The organism is Salinimicrobium profundisediminis (genome assembly GCF_026241755.1).
Lineage (GTDB): Bacteria > Bacteroidota > Bacteroidia > Flavobacteriales > Flavobacteriaceae > Salinimicrobium > Salinimicrobium profundisediminis.
In genome coordinates, this window is record NZ_JAPJDA010000013.1 from 92,351 (window position 1) to 113,877 (window position 21,527).

The following is a 21,527-nucleotide window of genomic DNA, read 5'->3' on the forward strand; positions in this document are numbered from 1 at the left end:
ACGGAATTATAAGATGATAAAACAAAAAAATGGATGCTTGAATTGAAAGATTTATGGTTCTCATCAGTTTCCAACAATAAATTGATTTCCTTCAACGGAGGCTATTTTTGACAATTAGATTTCCTTTTAAAGGCTATCTTCTTTACTCATTTTCTGTTGAAGATTAAGCATCAGTTCCTCTAAGAATTTTGTTTTACTTCCTTTCCTAGCCTTTATTTCTGAGTAAGTCTTGTAGACGTTATCCAGCTTAACATTAAAAAAATCCTCAAAGGAGGTAGTAATCGTATTAAGATCTGCAGCACCATGATTTAATGCGCCATCAGAGTACAAGGCGTAAATCAACTCAGTCAAAGCTGTTTTTGAAGAAGTCCAAAATAAAACCGGATGCTTTCTTTCCGGAGAAATGAAACTTCGACCCGGGCGTAGTTCTCCCAGACATTTTCTTATATAATGCAGAAATCGATGCATGGCCTTAATCTTAGACCACAACATATCATGAGAGGTTGAGAATTCGGGAAACTGGTAGTAGTTAACCAGTGGAGTAAAAGGGAAATTGTTCTGGTAGTTTCGTGTGAATAACTGGTGATCCAAATAATTGTGACCCAATTCCATGTAGTGAGAAAAATCAATATTCCTGTAAAAAAATTTATTAACCTTTTTTATTTCTTTCTCAAAAAACCGGACCTGGAAATTAACCCCTGCTTTTGGTTTTCTAATTTCACAGGAGCGAACTTCTGTGAAATAAATTAAATAACTCATAATAGAAGGCTTAACTTCTTTGAAAAAGTGGATCTCTTCTTCTACCGATTCTAAATCCTCCTTTTCAATAAGATCTTTTAATTCGGTAAGAACCCTATTGCAGAGATCGATACCCTTATTTGTCACCCTGATTTGCTGTTCTGGAGAATCTAAAATGACAGTTATTTTCTGTTCAAATGATTCCATTACTCCATGAAATCTCTTCATATCAATTTGATGGATTGAAAAACTGGAAGGGGGAGCTCACGCATGCCAATTTGGTTATCTACTATTCTGCATCGTTTCTAGAAGTTCTAATGAGAAGTTGTCCTTCGCCTGAACATAACAAACCTTTGGTATTATTTCTGCCCCCAATTTACGTTTCTCAAAGGCAGCGGTTAAACCAAAATCGATCTTTTTATAACCTAAATTTTTCGCTCTTTTAATTGTGCGATAAAGTAGTTGCCTATAAACATTAAATTCTCTGGCGTATTGATAATCCATTCCAATGAACTCCGGAACATAAGTCATCTCCAAATTTTTATAACAAAACATCACCCCTACAAGTTCCATAGAATTATTTTCAGTCCACTCCTTCTTTAGATATAATAAGAGGAACTCCCAATTTGGATCCTCATTCATGCTACGGAAAAGCTTCTCGGGAAAAGAAAAAGTGTTTAGCCCCGGATTATTCTGCCTCACGTTTTCATAAAGCACCTGCAACTTTGGAAGTTTATCCTGCTGAACATTTTGACATATCGTCAATTCAAACTTATCCTCAAAAGCAGCTATGTCTTTCCCAAAGTGTCTTCTGGACCGTCGTGAAAGTGTGGCCTGGAACTCTTCAGGTGTCTCCCAATTAAAATTTTTATACACACTGGATTCGGGCATATTCACCTTTACAAAGCCATGATCATGAAAAATTCCATTGTAGGGAGTATCCGATGAAAAATCCCGAAGTATTATCATGGAACTATTGTAGTGCTCGTGATCTATGCTTTCCAGGATGTCAATAAAAACCTTCCAGACTTTTAAAAGATTCGGATGTGATTCGTTAATATAAATATGATCGCCTTCAGTAAAAATGGAACCGGTACTTAGAATCTGAGATGTCAGATAATAAGCTCCCATGGTTTTTCTCTGTTCTTCAACTTTGAGAGAAGTAGAAGCAGGTGCCAACAAATCGTCTTTCCAGAGTGCATGACTTAAACTGCTGGCCAAAATTGGCTCATCATGCTCATCTTTGATTATTAAATACTTAAAATCCCAGTTGTGTTCTTTTTTACTGTTACCCCTAAAAACATTCTCTAAAAAGAGTTGTCCATCCCAGTCGAGAATCCCTTTTCCTTTAAACATCCTGTTCCACTCCTTCTTTTCAATTTTTTCTATTGAATCTTCAATAAGAATTTTGAAGTCATGAGGTATTAACTGCTTTTCTTCTTCCTTTATTTTTTCTGTAGCCATTTTAAAAGCCTTTCTTACTTTAAGAAGTGAAGCACCCGTCTCTTCCAATGCTGCAGTATAATGATATTCCATCGCTTCAACCAGGCCTTTTATATCACTGGCCTTATTGTGACGTGAAATGGTAATTCTTACCCCGGTATTTTTTACGGGCACAGCAGGATAAATTCCCAGGTTTACATAAAAACCTTCCTTGAGTAAGCGTTGGACAAAATTATATCCTGAGATGGGCATTCCTGTCCCGATGTAAAAAACAGGCGAATTATTCCTGTCTATAAGCGGTAATTCCGTTTGGTCCAGAAGATGATTAAAATAATTAATTCTTGCCTGCAGCTCGGCCTGAAGAGAGTAAATTTCAGTAGACAGATGGATATCAGCAGAAGCAATGGCAGCTCCCACAGATGCAGGTTCTAGTTGCGCAGAAAATGTAAGAGGACCGCCAAAGGTCTTTATCTTATTATGTAATCTTTTGTCTGAACAAACGGCAACTGCCCCACTGGCACCAAAGGTTTTACTAAGCGTTCCCACCAGTAACACATTTTTGGGCAGCTCATTTAAGATGCTTGAAACATATCCTGTACCATTTTCTCCATTCCAGCTCATCCCATGCACATCATCAAAATAAAAGTGTAACTGAGGATATTTGTTTGCCAACTGCATCAGTTGTTCAATCGGTGCAAAATCTCCGTACATAGAATAAACCCCATCAGCCATATACCAAATCTTACTGCATTTTCCAATTAGTGACTTTATCTTGTCTTCAAGCATATCCAGATTGTTATGTCTGATCATTTCTACAGGTACGCCCCTGGTCTTTAGAAGTTGTGTAGCATTCTGCACACTCCAATGTACCTGATGATCCAGGATCACCCCATCTTCATCTCGGACTGCAGTTGGTATTACAGCTAAATGTCCAAGTGTACTATTTTTAGTAATAATCACTGGTTGTCCATACATTTGCCCTACTTTTTCCTCAAGGGTCGCGTAAAGGGGATGAGAAATATAACTTTTGGATAGAGGAAACTGCGTCCCATACCTTCTGATAGCGTCAATAGCTGCCTCTTTTAACCGAGGGTCCTGTTCTAATCCCAGATATCCAGTTGTTCCAAAATGATAATGCTGTTTGCCGTTGATTTGGATGGTCCTACCGGAAAATACATTACCATCTGAATGAAGGTGTAGCACGCCGGCTTTCTTTGCACTGGTAAAAACTTCATCAACCGTGTCTAGAAAATTATTCTGTTTGATTTTTGCCATTTTGGAGCTGTTTAAAATTATTTAGATGAAACTAAGTAATTTGAATTGAGCAAAACACCTCATTCAGTTTTCAGCTATTAACAGAATCCTTTATAGGCAAGTACTTATACTTTACAGGCAAAATAATCTTACTTTGCGGTGCCGAATTATTTTTAATACTCTTAGAGTAAATCAAACTCCTTCATTTACAACTACTTTCAAATTAACTCTATTAAATTTATTCATCAGGTTAGGTAAAAATGTTGAATGTCAAGCAAATGACATTATTTTTTCCTTAACTTCAATGTTGGCTAAACTAGATTAATTATGAATAAATCGCTTTCCAACGAATATGCGACCTTTTGGATTGATGATGGTATACTTCACTTTATCTACCATCCAGAAGTTGTTGTAGATCTTTTCGCTGCAGAAAAGGTGGTGACTGATCGATTAAAATGCCAGGAAGACAAGTATTATCCAGTTTTCTGTGATACCCGTGGAGTCAAAGATACAGACAAATCAGCAAGGGACTATTTAGCAAGGGAAGGTTCAATTCTTACTTCAGCTGTTGCTTTCCTTGTAAATCCCCCCATCTCTCAGGCCATAATTGATTTCTACGTTCGCACCAGTAAACCTATAACTCCCACTAAAATATTTACCGAGAAATACGATGCTCTCATGTTCCTAAAAACCTTTCGCTAAATTGATTTGGTAGATGTACACCAAAACAGATAAAGAAAAGATTGCCAAGATCTGTCAAATGATACTTGAGGTGGCCAGTGGAAATTTTTCTTACCGCATTGAACGCTCCCGCCATAATGACCAACTGGAAACAATAATAGTGCTTCTAAATATGATGGCGGAAGAGATACGGGAGAGTTTTCATCACTTCGCGCTTATCAATCCTCACGAAACTTACAAGCAGATAGCTCAAATGACATTCATTCTGGATGATCAGTTTTGTGTTCGTAACTTTAACTCCTCTGCCCAGCAGCTCCTGGGACTACCATTCTCAGAATTGAGTGGAGCTCCCTTTGAAAAATTTTTAACAATAGACTCTGCCGAACTATGGAAAAAAGAAATTGAAGAAATTAAAAAGCTTAATGAGTCACCTTATTACCAAACGCTTCGACTCTTTTTCTCCTCTAGTAATTCATTAACGGTTCCTGCTCTTTGCTCCATTTCGTCTCTTGTATTAAAAAAAGATGATCGAAAGTTATTTCTGGTAACTGCACTCCAGACAATTATCCAATCCAAAGAAAAAGAGGAAAATATTCAACTCGCACTACAAAACCTTAAATCCAATGGTTTAAAGAGCAAAAAAAAGCAGCAGTATTCACTTTACCGGGAAGCAGATAAGAAAAAGATCCAGAAAATATATGATTACATCCTCAATAATCTTGAAAAACCTCTGCCTTCTCTAAAAGAACTCGCTCTTGAACACGGCACGAATGAATTTAAACTAAAGATAGGTTTCAGGCAACTCTATAACACTTCAGTGTTTCGTTTTCAAAAAGACCAAAGGCTTCAAAGGGCTCATAGCTTCATATCAAACACAGATATTCCCCTCAGTCGAATTGCAGAAATTTGCGGGTTTAAAAGTTTTCCTCATTTCTCCAAAATATTCAAAACAAAATACGGTTACAATCCCAGTGACCTCAGAAATCAAAAGCTGGAATAAATACTCTACCAGCAAAAATCTATACTAGCCTGTTAGATATATCTTCCGAATTTTATCATGTAACGAAAGTATCATGAAAAAGTTTGAAAAGAACATTGCACATTGGAAAAAGTGGACAGTTGATGTCATCTCTCTTTTTTTCATTATACTCTTTACCTATGCTGCAGTAAGCAAACTAATCGAATTTGAAAATTTTCAGACTCAACTGGAACAGTTCCCATTTATTAATGATTTTTCCGTCTCTCTAGCCATTATTTTACCGACGGTCCAAATCATTATTTCCTTCCTCTACTTTAAGCCAAATTTTAGATTTCAGGCTTTTTATTCTTCCTTGATATTACTCATCATTTTCAATCTCTATATAATCGCAGTTCTTCTATTTGCAGAATCAATCCCCTGTTCTTGTGGTGGCGTGATAAGTACATTCTCCTGGAATGATCATTTGATTTTCAACACTGGTTGTTCCTTATTGGCCCTTTTGGCTATTGCTCTTTCCTACGATCTGAAAACATATAAAAGTAAATCATCAACCAATGTGGTTGAAGTAAAACCATAAAGATTTTTGTTGCAACAAAAGCAGGAGAAGCCGAAAACCTGATAAATAGAGTAGGCAATCTTTAAATATTAGAAATCATGAAAACTAATTTTTTTTTACCAATGATCGCAATGATTTTTGCCATTGGAATGTCCTTTGCGACTGAAAATGTGGAAATAGATCCTACACAGGATTATTATCAACCTTCAAGTGGGGTGTTTATGTCCTTGGGACAAGAAATTGACTGTGGCGATGGAAACAAGACATGTATAGTTGAGTTGCCCAATGGGGAGGTTCATCAAGTATATGATGCTCCAGATCCTAATACATTAAAAAAAGGAGATGGTAGGAAACGTCAGCTTTAATAGTTGCCTTTAAATAGCACACCGGCTTTAGAACCGGTGTGCTTTTACAATTAATTTCCTTTTATAACATATTCATGAAAATTTTCTCCTTCAAGATATTTCTTTGCCACTTCTACTATGTCCTCTCGATTTAATTCTTTAGTAAAAGAACTCATTCTACCAATATCGGTCCATGGATAATTGAATCTATAATGATGATAAAGCCCATTAATTTTTGTTCCTAGACGTATAGCTTTTTCGGAAAAATTAAAATATTCCACCATTTCACGAGCTCCAGAAAGTTCTTCTTCAGAAATTTCACCCATTATAATATCAGAATAAATCTGCCTGATTTCCTCTTGAAGCCGCTCAAAATCCTTTGGTTGGCAAAATAAATAAGTATGTATTTCATAACGCCTTAGATTATAATTCATTTGTCCTCTTGCACTTACGTCATACAAGCCATAGCCCTTTTTAAACCTTAAGTCCCACATTTTTTGTCTCACAACCTCCCCCAGCACTTCAATTTTCATACGCTCCTTCCAGTCATAGAAATCTTCAGGTTTTATAATAAAGCTTGTCCCGTAACTAATGTTTGGCATGTTGAGGTTTCCTTTGTTCGAAAGTTCTTGGAAAGTGGATCCTTCAGGGAAAGTACTGTTCTTATTCTCTGTCGGCATTTTATGGAGATTTGGACCAGGTAAATTTCCTAGATACTTTAGGACAAGTGGCAAAATTTCATCAATCTCAAAATCTCCTGTTATTAAAAATGTAAAACCTTCTGCATCGCCAAAAAACCGTCGAAAAATATTAAAAGATTTTTCATAATCTGTTTCTTCAAGGCTCAGAATTCCTAACGTCCCTGCAGGCAAATGTCTTCTGTTATGACTGTTTTGAAGGTTCTTGTCACCTAGGTCACGTCTGCGAGCCTCATTAAAATCAGCTGCATACAGATCAGCAGAAGATTTCAAATACCAATCAATCTTTTCACTTTTCCAGTTTTCAAAAGCTAGCTTGTTCATATTGGGTCTGGTGAAGAACAGGTAGACCAATTGCAGAATGGTTTCCAAATTTTCTGGTTTTGCACTTCCATAGATACCATGTTCTGCATTATCAATGTAGGGTGCAACTGCTCCGGCCAAGATATTCTGGTGACGTAAAATTCTATTTACTTCAAAATTGGTCAAGCCATTTACTCCAGAATTTGAAACTATCTGGGATGCATTTAGGGCCGACCAATAATCATCTTCGGTTAAAAATTTGGCTCCACCAATCCTGAATCCATGTAAGTTAATCCGATGCTGACTCACCGGATCATTGGAGGAAGTAGGAAGAATGACTACCTCTACTCCGTTAGTTAATATAATTTTTTCAGCACCAAAATCCTCGATTCCCTTATCTATAAATTTCACAGCTTCTAAGCTTTTAACTTCCTCGTTGCTGAGCAACGTCTTTACTTCCGTGTTTTTATAGGGTTTAATATTTTCATCCAAAGCATCAACGAACCAGAACCTAACTTCTCCCTCTTTAAACGACAACGCTTCATGACCAGCGGGAGCTATGAATCCTATATCTTCAGGACTTTTAACTAGATGTTCTTTGATAAAATTGTTTAAATTTTTCATCTTGAGATCATCAACATACTTTAAGATGTTTAGCTTTTTTTGGGCGGGTAAAACTTCACCTCTAATAAAGTGACTATCGATTTCCTGCAACCAATACTCGGGCTGATCCTCCTTTAACCAATCCAGCTTAAAGAGTAGCTTTTCCTTAGCCTTTATGAATTCAGATTCTAAAATGCCATATTTCTGAAGTTGATGATAAACCTTTGCTATTTTTTTAACTGTTTCTTTTCCTGCCCCATTTTTAAAAGAAAAAACTATCTCCATTGCCGAAGGTAAATCCTGCGTGTAAAGGTCATAAATTAATGGCCTTTTCATCTCATATTTTTCGCTCCCCTCCCTTAGTCTCTCATTTAAAATATCGAGCATCATTTTTAGGTAAAAAGTTTTTGTTGCTCTGTCGATACTCTCCAACCGCGGTTGAAACTCAGGAAGACGAAAAATAAGATGTCCTTCTGCACTCTTGTCTTGGATGAGTTTATTTGAATCTATTTTTCTCTCCACTATTACAAATTGAGGCGCCTTCTCAAAATATAGAGAGTCACAATTCTGGGGTCGTACTGAAAGTCCTTTAGAAGGTTTTATAGAAAAGGTTGATCTAACCTGTTTTTCTACATCAACCGGATCATGTATATTACCCACAATTATCAAAGCCATTAATTTTGGATGATACCAGGCCTCGTAAAACTTCCTGATTTTTTCCGGTGAAAAATAATCGTAGTGATCAAGAAGCCCTTCTTCACTTTCTTCACAAGGAAAAATTCTACTGTACATTTTGGAACTGGCAATGGAATAAGCGAGTTGCGTTCCCACCTTTCCCAAATATTCTTCTCTAACCTCTCCTCTTGTACTTTCAATGTCCTCTTTAGTAAGCGTAAGATTTTGGATAATTTCTTTGAACCATAAAAAACCTAATTTTAGCCCTTCCGGAGAGGGTTCACCTATGTTGAACTTGTATGTCGTGTTTCGACGGCCACTTGAGGCATTCACCTTATAATTACCAAAACCTGAGCTATTAAATCTTTCATCATTTTCAATTCCTAAGGGAAAACTCTTTGTAGATTGAAAGGCTAGGTGTTCAATAGCATGTGCAAAATCACCCTCATCCTCTCTTTCATCATTCGAACCGACCTTATGAACTAGTCTCATGCTTACTCCTTCTTTTGATCCCGGTAAGGCTTTGATATAGTAGGTCAAACCATTTGCAAGCTGGCCGTATCTCATATCTGGATCCAACGGAACTGGAAGAACGCTTTGAGCTGTTGAGTTGTAGACTGCAAAAATGAAAAAGTACAGGATTAAAGGAATTAGAACCTTATGACCTCTTTTGTATCTTCTTCTTTTTTTAATATCCTTCATTTTGAGTGAGGTTAGGATTTTTCAATCTCTCGTTTTCAGGTATGGGATAAAAAACATCAGTACTCTCCCAATTCTCAACAAAGATGTCCCCTGCTTTGTCAGTACGGTTAAGATCGAGCCATCGATGGCCCCATTCGGTAAATAACTCCTTCTTTCGCTCCTCAAAAATGATTTGAAGCACTTCCTCCTGCCCTATTTCAGGATGAGCTTGAGAGATGGTCATCAAACCGGCTCTTTCCCTAATCTTATCAAGATCTGAAATAGCTCCCGCTAAATCATTTTGCCTTGCTCTTGCCTCTGCCCGAATTAAATATTGCTCCGCAAGACGCAGAACCATAGAAAATTCTGTGGCATCTTCAGTACTATTTTGAATTTTATACTTGAATGGAAAATAAAACGAAGTATTTTCATGAAAACCAATCCAGTCGCTCAGCCTTCTGTCTTCAGTAGTAAAAGAATCTATAAATGATGGAGTAAGCTTGAATTGAGCCAGAAAGTAATAGAGAGGATGAATTATGAAAAGCCCCCCTTCCTGGGTATTAGTTAGTGAAAACCCCCTTGCCTTCGGAGAAATTTGCCAAATGGCTTCTCTGCTATTTGCCAGAAAAACAGAATTAAGATCTTCGAGTAATTCATAGGTTACTGCTTGGTCTATGATCTGGCTACTGTAAAGCTCAGCATCATTCCAATTCTCAAGATAGAGTTGAACTCTTGCCATCATAGCAACTGCAGTGTTTTGATTGACTACAGTACGGTCTCCGTTAGAATAATCTGGGGACAAAATGCTTATCGCAGTTTCAAGATCAGTTAATATTTGTTGGTACACCTCCTCTTGTGGTACTCTTTCGGCTAAGGAATTCTCTCGATAATCAGTTGTCAAAATTAGTGGAACATCTCCATACAGGTTGACCAGATAGAAATAAGTAAAAGCTCGAATAAAACTTGCTTCACCCTGAATTTTATCTCGAACTTTTTCAGAAAGATTATCTGAACCTTCAATTCCTTCGAGAAGTGCATTTGTTATGTAAATAATATTATAAGCACTTGTCCAAAGATTTTCATTTCTAAAATTGAGGGGTAGTAACTCACGTTGCTCGAATTGCATATATTCCTGATTCCTGGTATAAATAGGCATAAGCAAATCACCAGAAAGAGCATTTAAAACTGTTAGACTGGAAGGACCTCCCCCGCTAAAATTGACCGATGCCAATTGATTGTACAAACCGACTAAAGCACTGTGTGCAGTTTCATCATTCTGGAAAAGGGTTGAGCTCTCTATTTTTTCTTTGGGAGCATCTAATTCCAAGTAATCTTCACAGGATGTTATCCCTAGCAGCAGTATAAAAACTGCTGTTTTTTTTAATATGGCTTTCATTGTTATATTTTTAAAATTGAATTTGAATTCCTCCGGTTATGGTTCTCAACCCAGCAAAATATCTTCCTCCGTTAGGCTCTTCAGGATCTAATCCTTTAAATTTGGTAATCGTGTATAGGTTTTGCCCGTTCAGGAAAATTTTAGCGTCACTTAAACCTATGGGCACCATAAATGAAGAAGGAAAATCATAGGCAAAAGAGAGGCTTCTAAGTCTTACGTAAGAAGCATCCACTATGGGTAAGTTGGAAAAAAGGACATTTGAAAATGCTTCTGATGCTTCATACGACTGAGATATTCGTTGATAATCACCACTCTCTTCTAATTCTATGAAATCAACAGAGGCCTGATTACCTAAGTCTCCATATTCGAATAGATCAAAATAACCTTTTTGTTTAGTGAAGTCCATTAAAAACTGAAGAGAAAATTTCTTATAACTAAGGTTATTACTAATCCCTCCATAGAACTGCCTTCCCATATTCTGTATAGCAATTCTGTCGTTGTAATCTAAGCTTGTGTCATCATTTACATCTGCCACTGTATACAGCCCTGTTTCAGGATCGACACCTTCATATTGGTATAGCAGTGAAATCGACAAGGGATGACCTACTTTATAGACATTTGCATAGGAAGATTGTTCAATTCCCGGATAGCTTATAAGCTCATTCTTCGGAATTGTCAAGTTAAAGAAGGTTTCCCATGAGAAAGTTTTGGTTCTGAGATTTGTAGATGAAACTTCTACTTCAAATCCCTTATTCTCAACGGTAGCCGGCAAATTCGCCTGAACCGAATTAAATCCTGTAATTGCTGGAAGTGGAAAACCAACCAACTGGTTACTTGACCTATTCCTGTACCAGCTAAAACTTAAGTTTATGCGATCCTTAAGGAAGCCTAGGTCAATTGCAGCTTCAAATTTCTTATTGACTTCCTACGAATAATCGGGATTATATAGTTGAGTAGGATACACACCTCCCGGACCAAGTGTTGCTTTATATGCATCCATGTACATGTAGTCACCTATTTGGTCACTACCACTTGTACCATAACTAGTTCTGATTTTCCCAAAGCTTAAGAAGTCATTGAAACCTGAAGATCCTTCCTCAGAAAAAATCCAGGCACCACCTATGGCCCAGAAATTCGCTAATCTCTTTCCTGGCCCAAAACGTGAAGAACCGTCCCTCCTTCCCGTAAGATTTAAAAATAATTTTTCCCAGTTTAATCCTATTCTTCCAAAAAGTGCAGCATAATGGTATTCAGACTCAGCGCTGGTGCCGTACAGGAGCTCGTCAGCTGCAGAGAGATCCCCGATAATCGTTTCAGTAACATAACCTTCTCCAGTAACACCCGATTGAAAGGATTTTTTTTCCTGAACACTCGCCCCTATAATTGTATTCAAACTTGCTTTTCCAAAGCTTGAATCGTAAATTAACTGGGGTTCTATAATCCAGGAATTAAAACTGTTTTCAAGTTGACTCGAAGAATGACTGATATATTCCCATGTTGCAGGATCATAAGATCTTTTAGGTCTTTTTAACAATTCTTTACCTTCAAAATAGTTGTATCCCAGATTAGTTTTGAATTTGAGACCCGACACAATTTTATATATTACACTTAGATCTGCAATGAGATTGTGACTGGTAATTTTACTGCTGTTGAAGTATCCGGCTAATGGATTGTCTATTCCAGCTTCAGACCATTCGTCCCAGTTTAAGCTTCCATCTTCATTAAATACTTCCGGCGCATTTGGAGGCAATTCAAATACAACAGTGGACAAATCACGGTTTCCCTGTAGAGAATTGTTATCCAATCCGTAATTCATTGAAAACCCCAACTGCAATTTGTCGTTGGGAGAGTAGTGATTTAAATTAAATCCTCCCGTAAATTTACGGTAGTCATTATCGCCCCGGTAAATGGTTCCTTGTTTATGAAAGGAACCACTTAACCTGAAGTAAGTATTCTTATCTCCGCCATTGGCAGAAAGATTTACGTCCCGCACTTGAGATGTACCTCCAAAGAAGAAATCCTGCCAATCTGTGAATCGGTTTTGATCCCATAGCACCAGATCGTAGGCATCATATACACTGGGTTCCAGATCATCATTTTCAAAAGCCTTACGCCTTATCTCTAAATACTGCTCTGTATTTAACAGATTAACCCTTCCAGGCATCCACGAAGCTCCAGTGTAGGCTGAAACATTTAAACCCTTCTCTGCATAATTTCCTTGTTTGGTGGTGATCAGAACGACCCCATTAGCCCCACGGGAACCGTATATTGCAGTCGCATCTGCATCCTTTAAAACCTCTATACTTTGAATATTGGAAAGATTTAATGTGCTTAATGGGTCAATCCCAGTTGTTCCTAAAAGACTGTTACTCTCTATAGGTATAGTATTCACAGGTACCCCATCAACAATATACAGTGGATAATTCCCCTCTTCTCTCAGACTATTTCTTCCCCTGATTCTAATGGTTGGTGCCGCACCTGGGCGGTCCCCCCCAGGTATGATCTCCACCCCTGCCATTCTTCCTTGCAGGGCCTGCAGCGGACTCACCACCGGTTGAAGTTCTATTTCTTCGGCGGTAACTCGGGTGATGTTTCCCGTGCTCTCTCTTCTTGTCGTATTATAATACCCGGCGTTGATCTCTACTTCAGCCAGTGCAGTAATATCTTCAACCAACTGCACGTTTATTTCCCGTCGCCCGTCAACAGGTATTTCCATAACTTTAAATCCTATATAAGAAAATAGCAGTACCCCTTGTGGTGGAACTGCTATTTCATATTCCCCGTCTAAATTTGTGGATGTACCCCTACTTGTGCCTTTGACTGTAACAGTTACTCTCGGCAGGGGCATGCCCTGTTCGTCTGTCACCACTCCGGTGACTGTTTCCTGCAAAGCAGCAGGAAGTCCTGCAGCATATCCTTTAATTGTTAAGGCATACAGGAAGACGATTATGGTGATAAGCGCGATTATTACTAACCGGCTGTAATTATTTTTCATAATTTTGTAATGGTTAAATGAAACATTGTTTTATTTGATGTTAGCCTTCCAGCGAGCTTCGCCAAAAGTGACTGGAAGGCTTTTTTGTTTCTCACTTGTTCCTTGAACAAGGGTAGGGCTGCACATTTGCCAGGGGGCTGGCAAATTTGCAGGGTTAAATTTTAGTACTGTTTCATTGGCATGCGCTTTTTGTTCTTTAAAAGTTTCATCCCTCAGTTGAGGGCAAAATGTCACCCACCCACCCATCACCATTACAAGTTGTAGGATTTGTGTAATGGTTGACCCACGGGTACTAACGGCTAAACTAGACACCCTACAACGCTTTGCTCTTCAATATGAAGTATAGGCTAATAGAAATAGAGCAAAACAAAAAGTTCTTATGTATTGAGAAACCTCTAAAGAAGAAGCAGCGGCTTTGAAAAGAAGAGTATCGAGGGGCCACCCCAATGAAGGGAAACAAAAAGGCGTGGATACTCAACTTATCTACTTGAGGTACTGGTATACCTTGGAACGATAAGAGAGCCCACGCCCGGGTCGTGAGCATCTTGCTTATCATCTCGTTCCTTTTAAATTACCAGTTTTCAAGTAGAGAATCAAAGCGAAATGCTTCTAGTGCTTTAGAAGATTCGCATACATTAAATCTGGGAGCAATATATAAAAAATAATTAATAACACATATATGTGTTGAAAAAATTTATCAGCAACAGCAAAATTAGCGTATGAACAATTCTCATTGCATTCCTTTGCTGAAAAAAATAGGTGCCACCGTTAAAAAACATCGTAAAATGAGAAACCTGTCTCAATTCGAACTTGGTTTAGAAGTAGGAAAATCTGCAAATCAAATAGGACGAATAGAAAGAGGTGAAAGCAATCCAACCATTATAACCCTTTTTTCGTTAGCTAATTTCTTTGACATTGAATTGAAGGAGTTCTTCTAAAACAGCGAAATATATTATCCAATCTTAACGGAATTGCAAAGAATCTTTGTTGCTCTCCAATAGATTTTCGATGAGCCTCTATAGTTTAGTATCCTTTCCTCACATAGCGATCTAGAAGATCTCCTTCAACAAAGCTTCTTTTTCCAATCTATTTATTGCTCCAATTCTTCTGGAATCCTCAATATGATATAATATGAAGTCGCCTTGGGTGAAGACAAGATTATATTGCTCATGATCGAATTTTAGTTCAAATTCGTAAAGGGTCATAACTTGTTCTGATTTTTCCTGAAATATCCGTTGATATTAAAACATAGATTTATATAAGAATAATTTTTACATTAAGTAAATGAAAAAGGTAATATTTCTTCTATTGCTATTTACCCTACCTGCCGGTGCGCAAGAATTAATATTTCAATCCCCTCTTACTCAAACGTCGCCGGAAGTATTTCCTTCCCAATTTGAAGAAATAGATCGAATTCTTTATTTCGACAGCCATTCCATTACTATTACAACGGTTACCTCAGAAGGTATGGAATTCGAATCTTTTGATATTCAGGAAATATCTTCTCTGGAGCAAGGTCTTTTTTTCTTTTGCCTTACCGGGAATGAGGAGAAGATTACGATCATTATTCCCCACCAGGAAAAAATAGAAATTATTGATCTCTACCGTCGGTCACCAGAGACCGGAGAAGAACTGTGCGTGAGGTTTCATGTGGATTAGTTTCCCCCACTCATCAATTCATAAGTTATACGTTCCCCCCTAAATTTTATTACCTTTAAACCCTTTTGAAGGGATCCCGCTGATTTACCGTTTCGGTAAGAGCTAATTTAAAGAGAAATTTTTTTCGGATATTCTATTAAATTATCGTGGAAAGAATAACCTGTCCACTACTGTACAGTAAATATTTCAAAAATCCTTCTATCCTATTTCCGGTGGCACCTATCAATACCTTTCGATATATAATTTTTCTTTCTAAAATATTTAGTTTCTTTGAAGACCAATAAAAATTGAAAGGGTGATAACAGCTACCTTTATAATTCACCTTACAGATTCTATGCTGTTTAATACACTTTAAATAATATTCGAATGCCTAAATTCAATACTACTTAAAATTACCTTTAATATTTTTTCACTTACCTAAAATATGGATGAAAGAAAAATTCGAAGTGAACTAGCTAAGATATTAGCGGACGAACCAAAAAACTACACGAAGATATTAGAGCTGTCCTCAAAACTAGCCAGTTTTGATCAAGATAATGTACGATTTAGCGTAGATGCTGGAGTAATTGACAGATTAGGAACCGAATTGGTGGCAAGGCAAGAAACTGCAGTATCTGAGTTAGTAAAGAACTCTTATGATGCTGATGCTAAAAAAGTAGTTTTAAAATTTGAAGATTCAGAATCCATTGGGGGAACTTTATTTATTGAAGATGATGGTTTAGGAATGACTAAAGATCAGCTTATCAATGGATTTATGAGGATATCTTCTACAGATAAATTACGGCACCCACTTTCTGAAAGGTATAATCGTAAAAGAGCCGGTCAAAAAGGGATCGGAAGATTTGCTGTTCAAAGATTAGGTAAAAAATTAACAATAATTACACAAACATTAAATGGTGATCACACCTTAGTATTAACTATAGATTGGTCACATTATAAGGGTGATGTAGATCTAGGTAACATTACCAATAAAATAACAACCATCCCTAAAAGAAAAGATGAAGGAACAACCTTAAAAATTGAAGGATTAAAAGATAGATGGTCACAAGCTGCAATTAAACGTATTTATAGATATGTAAGTGCAATTATTCAACCCTTCCCATTATCGGAAGAAAAAGTCATAGAAGAAAAAAATGGCCAAGTTGAGATATTAGACCCTGGATTTAAAACTATTTTTAAAAAAATAGAAGGTGACAAGGCAATTGTGATTGCCGATGAATCTAAAATGATTTATAATCACGCATTAGCAGAAATTGATGGCTGGATAGATGATAATGGATTAGGTATTTATTCTATTGTAAGTAAAAAACTTGATATTGATAAATATGGTGAAATAGGTAGTGATCCTGATGATATGACTATACCTTTTACTCATCTTAAAAAGGTCCGTTTCAAGGCTTATTATTTTGTATATAATTCGGGGTTGATTCCACAAATGCATGAAACGAGTATAAAAAAAGCGGCAAGAACTTCTGGAGGAATAAGGTTGTATAGGAATGGCTTTAGAGTTTTACCCTATGGTGAACCAGGTAACGATTGGCTTAAATTAGATCAATCAGTTACAAGAAGATCTATTCTTCCGGTACATGGAAATAATAATTTTTTCGGTTTTGTAGAATTGACAGATGAAGAAGGAGAATTTAATGAAACTTCAAGTAGAGAGGGTCTAATGGAAAATGAGGCACTTATTCAATTACAGAATTTTGTTTATAGAACTTTGATGCAGAGTGTATTTATTACAGCAGAGGCTAGAAATATTAAAATTGTTTCTGGACAACAAAAGGATGGTAAACTTTATGAAAAAATTGAACTAAGAATAAAAGATATAGCACATACTCTTGAATCGTTAGACTTGGAGTTGGAAAAGGAGGAAGGTAACATTCAGGTAAAAAATAGGAGAAAAAAAAGATTAAAGAAACTCAAGAAAGACATCAAAGAAGTTGCTAAACTACAAAAAGAAGAAACGAGTAAAATGCTCAAGGAAAAATCTATGCTCCGTGTCTTGAGTAGTGTTGGTATAACAATAGGACAATTCATACATGAAGTTAGGGACTATGTAATTAATATGGAATCTGATGTGAAATTTCTTCTGGAAAAACTCCGTTCAGACACTGTTCTAACTGAAAGACTATTAATTTTGGATAGAAACATTACAACTTTTAAGAGTTATACCTCATATTTCGACAATGTAATATCCCAGAATGTAATTAGAGAACTAAAGCCTATTGAAATCCAGAATAGAGTTGAATATTTCTGGAAATCAATCCATAATGATGCGTTAAAAAGCAACATTAAGTTCGAAATACCAGAACGAAATGGATCATACTTATATACTATCCCGATGCATCCATCGGAGTGGTCCTCTATCTTATTTAATTTTTACACCAATTCTAAAAAAGCAATTAAAAGAACTGAAAAAGCAGGTGAAATAAAAATTGAATGTGGTTTAGATAATAACAATATCTTCTTAGAATTTTCTGATACCGGAGATGGAATATCAGAAGAAAATGAAGAAAAAATATTTGATGAATTCTTTACTACTACTTCACCGAATTCTCTGAATGAAATCGATTCAAGTAATGAAATTACTGGTACAGGGTTAGGATTAAAAATAGTAAAAGATATTGTTTCTAGTTATAGAGGGAGTATACAAGTTGTATCCCCAAAAGAAGGTTTTAGCACCTGCATAAGGATAGATATACCTAAAGCAACAGATAAAGAATTAGAGGACTATGGCATATAAAATTTTATATATAGATGACTTGGAAACAGAAAGTCGCCTAAGTGACATTCGTAACTTGGGGTATGTGGCTGACCTTTTCAATCCGACTTCAGACTTAACTGATCTATTTGGTGCATTAGAAACAGATACAAGAGCTTGTGTATTAGATTACAGATTGACTAAAGGAATAAATAATGCCTGTTTTGATGCTCCTACTATTGCGCAAACACTGAGAACAAAGCATAAAAATGATTTAAAAGATTTTCCATTAATTTTAATGTCTAATGAAACAATCAAAGTACAAGAGTTTGATAAGGATCTAACAAGCCAGGATTTATTTGATTTTGTTTTGACAAAAGAAGAGTTTTCAAGAGATAAGCAAAGATTCAGAGAAAAATTAGATGCTTTTATTAATTCATATGAAACTATAGTTAAATATAAGTTTGACCTAAAAAAAATTATTGGCTTTGATGATAATTATATACTGCACTCTAGGATTAAATCTGATGCAGCTGCAATTAGCAAAAACCTATATACACTAAGCAGCTTCATTTATTATGATATAGTTAGACCTATAGGCATAATGATTGGCGAAGATGTCCTTTCTGCAAGACTTGGCGTTTCTAAAGAATCCGGAGATTGGAAAAAGTTATTGGAAATAATTGACTCCAGTATTTACGAAGGTGTTTTTTCGGAATATCTTACGCGTTGGTGGATGGATAAAATTATTAAATGGTGGAATGATGAAATAAGTCCTGGTGTTTCTTTAAGAAGCTTAAATGCTGAAGAAAGAGTAGAATTGTTGAAATCAAAAACAGGTTTGAAAGAATTAGTCCCATTAACTAAAACAAAACATTCCCTGAGTTCAAGTTTTTGGACAATTTGTAAACATTCGGGGCAACCCTTAGATCCATTTGATGGTATAGAATTATTAAAGACCTATCTACCATGGAAAGACAAAGAATATATATCTATTGATTCAGCCTTAGAAAAAATGGATGACTATAAACTGCTAATAAGCAAAATTGACAAAAAGGCCATTCGTGATATAGTTGAAAAAGAAAGGACCAATGGATAGTTGGAGTTTAAGAACCTTCCGAAATGACTTGTCTATCTTCATTCAGTTGATTGAAGATAACAATGTAACTGGTGACTTCTCAGGATTCACTACTTTACTAGATCACCTTGAGGATAAAAATCTAGTGGAATATAATCTCGAAAATCTTTCATTTTATATTAATGGCAGAATATCTGGAACACGTCCAGAGAACTTAAATTTTTGTCAAGTTTTATTGGATAATATGCTAATGGTAAAAAATGAATTATCTGAGAATGTCGACCCTTTGTATTGCTATTCTATGGATATTAATATTTCAGTTTATAAAAATAAAAGTTCTTCAAATAAAGCCTATACTAGTAGTTGGCACCTGGACAGGCATTTTAATACAGAAAATGTGAAGTATACTCATCCCACTTATCATTTTCAATATGGTGGTAAAAAATTAGAATTAATAGATGAAAATATGTCTGTTCTATCATGCCCGAGAATTCCTCATCCTCCAATGGATATATTTTTGGGGTTCCATTTTATAATATCCAATTACTTTAATAACAAACAATTTTCCTTTGTAAATGCATTACTAACGGATTCTGACTATCAACAGATTATTAAAAGAGCTCAAAAAAGGTTATGGACCCCATATTTTAAAGCTTTTGATTCAACCAATACACATGAAGATTTTACAATCAATAAAATTTTCCCTCTGTATTTGAGCTAATATGAATCAACATGTATTAAAATATTTACGTCAGTACTCTACTAACATTAGAGATATAAATAGACTTTTAGTTTCTTCATATCTGAAGGTTAATGATTTTCAGAATATTTCTAATGAACTAATTAAAGGCTATATCATAAATGAGGATGAAGAAATTGATGAATTAAACAAATTCTTAGATCTCTTTAGAAATAAACTTTTCACTTTAGAAGAGTTGATCGAATTTTTTGAGTTTGTTATATCTCCAAGTGATAAAATAGTAAATGGCGCAGTTTATACCCCAAAATATATTCGAGATTATATAGTATCGGAGTCGATTGCAAATTATGAGAACTTAGAAGATTTAACCGCGTGCGATATTGCTTGTGGTTGTGGTGGATTTTTATTTCAATATGCACTAAAAATTCACCAAATAACTGGTAAAGAATTTATTCAGATAATTGAACAAAACCTTTACGGAATTGATATTACCGGCTATAGTATTGAGCGGACTAAAATTTTATTAATATTATTGGCTCTTTCACAAGGAGAAGATCAGGAAGAAATCCAGTTTAATTTATATAAAGGAGATTCTCTGGAATTTAATTGGTTTGAAAATTCCCAAATTATCGCAGATAATGAAGGATTTGACTTTATCTTCAGCAACCCTCCCTATGTCGGGTCATCGAATTTAGAAGAGGAGACTAAAAATCTGATGAAGAATTGGTCTGTAGCCTCAACTGGTAAATTGGACTTGTATATACCATTTTTTGAAATTGGACTTAAATGGCTTAAAGAAAGTGGTACTTTAGGATATATCACTGTAAATAACTTTTACAGAAGTTTAAATGGTAGAGCATTGCGCAATTACTTTTCCGAGAAATGCTTTCAGTTTGATTTAATTGATTTTGGTAGCGAACAAGTATTTAAATCAAGACAAACTTATACTTGTATTTGCCTAATTTCTAAACGAGGAGGTTATTTAAATTATACGAGTTCTAAGCCTGAAAATATTAATGAATTATCAGAACGTGATTTTATAAAGTTTGAGTACTCTGATTTGAATGATTTCATTGGATGGAAATTAGATGATGCTAAGACTAAACTGAATTTAGAGAGGCTAGAAAATTCTGGTAAAAAATTAGGTGATTTATTGAGTATTAGAAATGGCTTTGCAACGCTTCGCAATAAAATTTACTTATTCTCCCCTATTCGGGAAGATGATGACTGGTATTATTTTGAAAAAGATTCTACAGAATACAGGGTAGAAAAGGAGATTTGTAAAGATGCTATTAAACCTAACATTTTGAAGAATGAAGTAGATTTGGAAACTTTCAATGAAAAAATTATTTTTCCCTACACCATAATTGACGAGAAGAATGTTGATTTATTTCAAAACTCGCAAAATCGTAAGGTGAAATTTATTCCGGAAAATTATTTCCAGGAGAATTTCCCTCAAGCTTACAAGTACCTGAGTAATTATAAAGAAGAATTATCAAAAAGAGACAAGGGAAAAAGAGAATACGAAATCTGGTATGCGTATGGACGTACTCAGGCTCTAAATATTAATGGTCTTAAATTACTTTTCCCTTATATTTCCAATGCTCCTTATTTCGTCTATACCAATAATCAGGATTTGCTATTTTATAATGGCTACGCTTTGGTTTCAGAAAACGAAGAAGAATTATTGTTTATTAAAAAACTACTTGAGACCGATGTTTTTTGGTATTACATAAAGTACACTAGTAAACCATATTCTAGTGGATATTTTGCATTAGCTAAGAACTATGTGAAGAATTTCAGCATTCCTGTATTCACGGATGAGGAGAAATGGAAGTTTATGAATTTAAATAAGAGATCTGCTATAAATAAATTTTTATTAAACAAGTATAATATTATTGATATGGAATTATAATCTAAATGATTTCTAAAAAATATTATTTAAAGGAGGAAAGCTAGGAAAATTATGACCTTCACAAAAAATAAAACTACAGATTCTTCTTTAAATGTTTTTCCATAATTTAAATCCTTTCTCTTTCTACA

The 21,527-nt window shown here is 35.6% G+C and carries 16 protein-coding genes and 1 pseudogene; 10 read left to right on the forward strand and 7 right to left on the reverse strand.

All coding sequences use genetic code 11. The annotated features are described in order from the left end of the window. Positions 1 to 126: 126 nt before the first annotated feature. Both OQ279_RS09395 and OQ279_RS09400 read right to left on the reverse strand, forming a co-directional pair. Positions 127 to 966, reverse strand: a complete 840-nt coding sequence (locus tag OQ279_RS09395; RefSeq protein WP_266069620.1) for an RteC domain-containing protein — start codon at positions 964 to 966, stop codon at positions 127 to 129. Between the two features lie 54 nt (positions 967 to 1,020). Continuing rightward, a complete protein-coding gene (locus OQ279_RS09400; protein WP_266069621.1) occupies positions 1,021 to 3,456 on the reverse strand; it encodes an aminotransferase class I/II-fold pyridoxal phosphate-dependent enzyme in 2,436 nt (811 codons plus the stop codon). A 306-nt stretch (positions 3,457 to 3,762) separates the two neighbouring features. On the opposite strand from OQ279_RS09400, the gene OQ279_RS09405 reads away from it, so the two are divergent. The 4 genes from OQ279_RS09405 to OQ279_RS09420 all read left to right on the forward strand — a co-directional run bounded on the left by OQ279_RS09405 (position 3,763) and on the right by OQ279_RS09420 (position 6,016). Next, positions 3,763 to 4,137 (forward strand): DUF7793 family protein, encoded by a 375-nt coding sequence (locus tag OQ279_RS09405; RefSeq protein WP_266069622.1) that lies wholly within the window; start codon positions 3,763 to 3,765, stop codon positions 4,135 to 4,137. 13 nt (positions 4,138 to 4,150) lie between these two features. Continuing rightward, complete coding sequence (locus OQ279_RS09410) at positions 4,151 to 5,116, forward strand: helix-turn-helix domain-containing protein (RefSeq protein ID WP_266069623.1); 966 nt, start codon at positions 4,151 to 4,153, stop codon at positions 5,114 to 5,116. Positions 5,117 to 5,189: 73 nt separating this feature from the next. Then, entirely contained in the window at positions 5,190 to 5,672 is a 483-nt protein-coding gene (locus OQ279_RS09415) for a MauE/DoxX family redox-associated membrane protein (RefSeq protein ID WP_266069624.1), read from the forward strand. Positions 5,673 to 5,749: 77 nt separating this feature from the next. Further along, positions 5,750 to 6,016, forward strand: a complete 267-nt coding sequence (locus OQ279_RS09420; RefSeq protein WP_266069625.1) for a DUF6520 family protein — start codon at positions 5,750 to 5,752, stop codon at positions 6,014 to 6,016. A gap of 50 nt (positions 6,017 to 6,066) precedes the next feature. Here OQ279_RS09420 and OQ279_RS09425 read toward each other — a convergent pair whose 3' ends face one another. The 4 genes and pseudogenes from OQ279_RS09425 to OQ279_RS09440 all read right to left on the reverse strand — a co-directional run bounded on the left by OQ279_RS09425 (position 6,067) and on the right by OQ279_RS09440 (position 13,346). Next, positions 6,067 to 8,976, reverse strand: a complete 2,910-nt coding sequence (locus tag OQ279_RS09425; protein ID WP_266069626.1) for a M16 family metallopeptidase — start codon at positions 8,974 to 8,976, stop codon at positions 6,067 to 6,069. Then, positions 8,963 to 10,351 carry a RagB/SusD family nutrient uptake outer membrane protein gene (locus OQ279_RS09430; RefSeq protein WP_266069627.1) on the reverse strand — a complete coding sequence of 463 codons (1,389 nt, stop codon included), beginning with the start codon at positions 10,349 to 10,351 and terminating at the stop codon, positions 8,963 to 8,965. Before OQ279_RS09430 ends, OQ279_RS09425 begins: the two co-directional genes overlap by 14 nt. A gap of 10 nt (positions 10,352 to 10,361) precedes the next feature. After that, positions 10,362 to 11,264, reverse strand: a pseudogene (locus OQ279_RS09435) (SusC/RagA family TonB-linked outer membrane protein); the annotation flags it as partial. 12 nt (positions 11,265 to 11,276) lie between these two features. Continuing rightward, positions 11,277 to 13,346, reverse strand: a complete 2,070-nt coding sequence (locus OQ279_RS09440; RefSeq protein WP_266069629.1) for a SusC/RagA family TonB-linked outer membrane protein — start codon at positions 13,344 to 13,346, stop codon at positions 11,277 to 11,279. 719 nt (positions 13,347 to 14,065) lie between these two features. On the opposite strand from OQ279_RS09440, the gene OQ279_RS09445 reads away from it, so the two are divergent. Further along, positions 14,066 to 14,284 carry a helix-turn-helix domain-containing protein gene (locus OQ279_RS09445; protein ID WP_266069630.1) on the forward strand — a complete coding sequence of 73 codons (219 nt, stop codon included), beginning with the start codon at positions 14,066 to 14,068 and terminating at the stop codon, positions 14,282 to 14,284. Positions 14,285 to 14,395: 111 nt separating this feature from the next. Here the strand turns inward: OQ279_RS09445 and OQ279_RS09450 are convergent, their stop codons facing one another. Then, on the reverse strand, positions 14,396 to 14,551 hold the full coding sequence (locus tag OQ279_RS09450; RefSeq protein ID WP_266069631.1) for a hypothetical protein: 156 nt from the start codon (positions 14,549 to 14,551) through the stop codon (positions 14,396 to 14,398). Between the two features lie 79 nt (positions 14,552 to 14,630). Between OQ279_RS09450 and OQ279_RS09455 the strand changes: the two genes are divergently transcribed. The 5 genes from OQ279_RS09455 (at position 14,631) to OQ279_RS09475 (ending at position 21,399) form a co-directional block, all read left to right on the forward strand. Beyond that, a complete protein-coding gene (locus tag OQ279_RS09455) occupies positions 14,631 to 15,005 on the forward strand; it encodes a hypothetical protein (RefSeq protein WP_266069632.1) in 375 nt (124 codons plus the stop codon). A 424-nt stretch (positions 15,006 to 15,429) separates the two neighbouring features. Further along, positions 15,430 to 17,748: a sensor histidine kinase gene (locus tag OQ279_RS09460; protein WP_266069633.1), complete on the forward strand. Its 2,319-nt coding sequence runs from the start codon at positions 15,430 to 15,432 to the stop codon at positions 17,746 to 17,748. Continuing rightward, complete coding sequence (locus OQ279_RS09465; RefSeq protein WP_266069634.1) at positions 17,738 to 18,805, forward strand: hypothetical protein; 1,068 nt, start codon at positions 17,738 to 17,740, stop codon at positions 18,803 to 18,805. Before OQ279_RS09460 ends, OQ279_RS09465 begins: the two co-directional genes overlap by 11 nt. Next, entirely contained in the window at positions 18,798 to 19,505 is a 708-nt protein-coding gene (locus OQ279_RS09470) for a hypothetical protein (protein ID WP_266069636.1), read from the forward strand. The genes OQ279_RS09465 and OQ279_RS09470 overlap by 8 nt, the downstream gene beginning before the upstream one ends. A gap of 1 nt (position 19,506) precedes the next feature. Next, positions 19,507 to 21,399, forward strand: coding sequence for an HsdM family class I SAM-dependent methyltransferase (locus OQ279_RS09475; RefSeq protein WP_266069637.1), 1,893 nt, complete (start codon positions 19,507 to 19,509; stop codon positions 21,397 to 21,399). Positions 21,400 to 21,527: the final 128 nt, after the last annotated feature.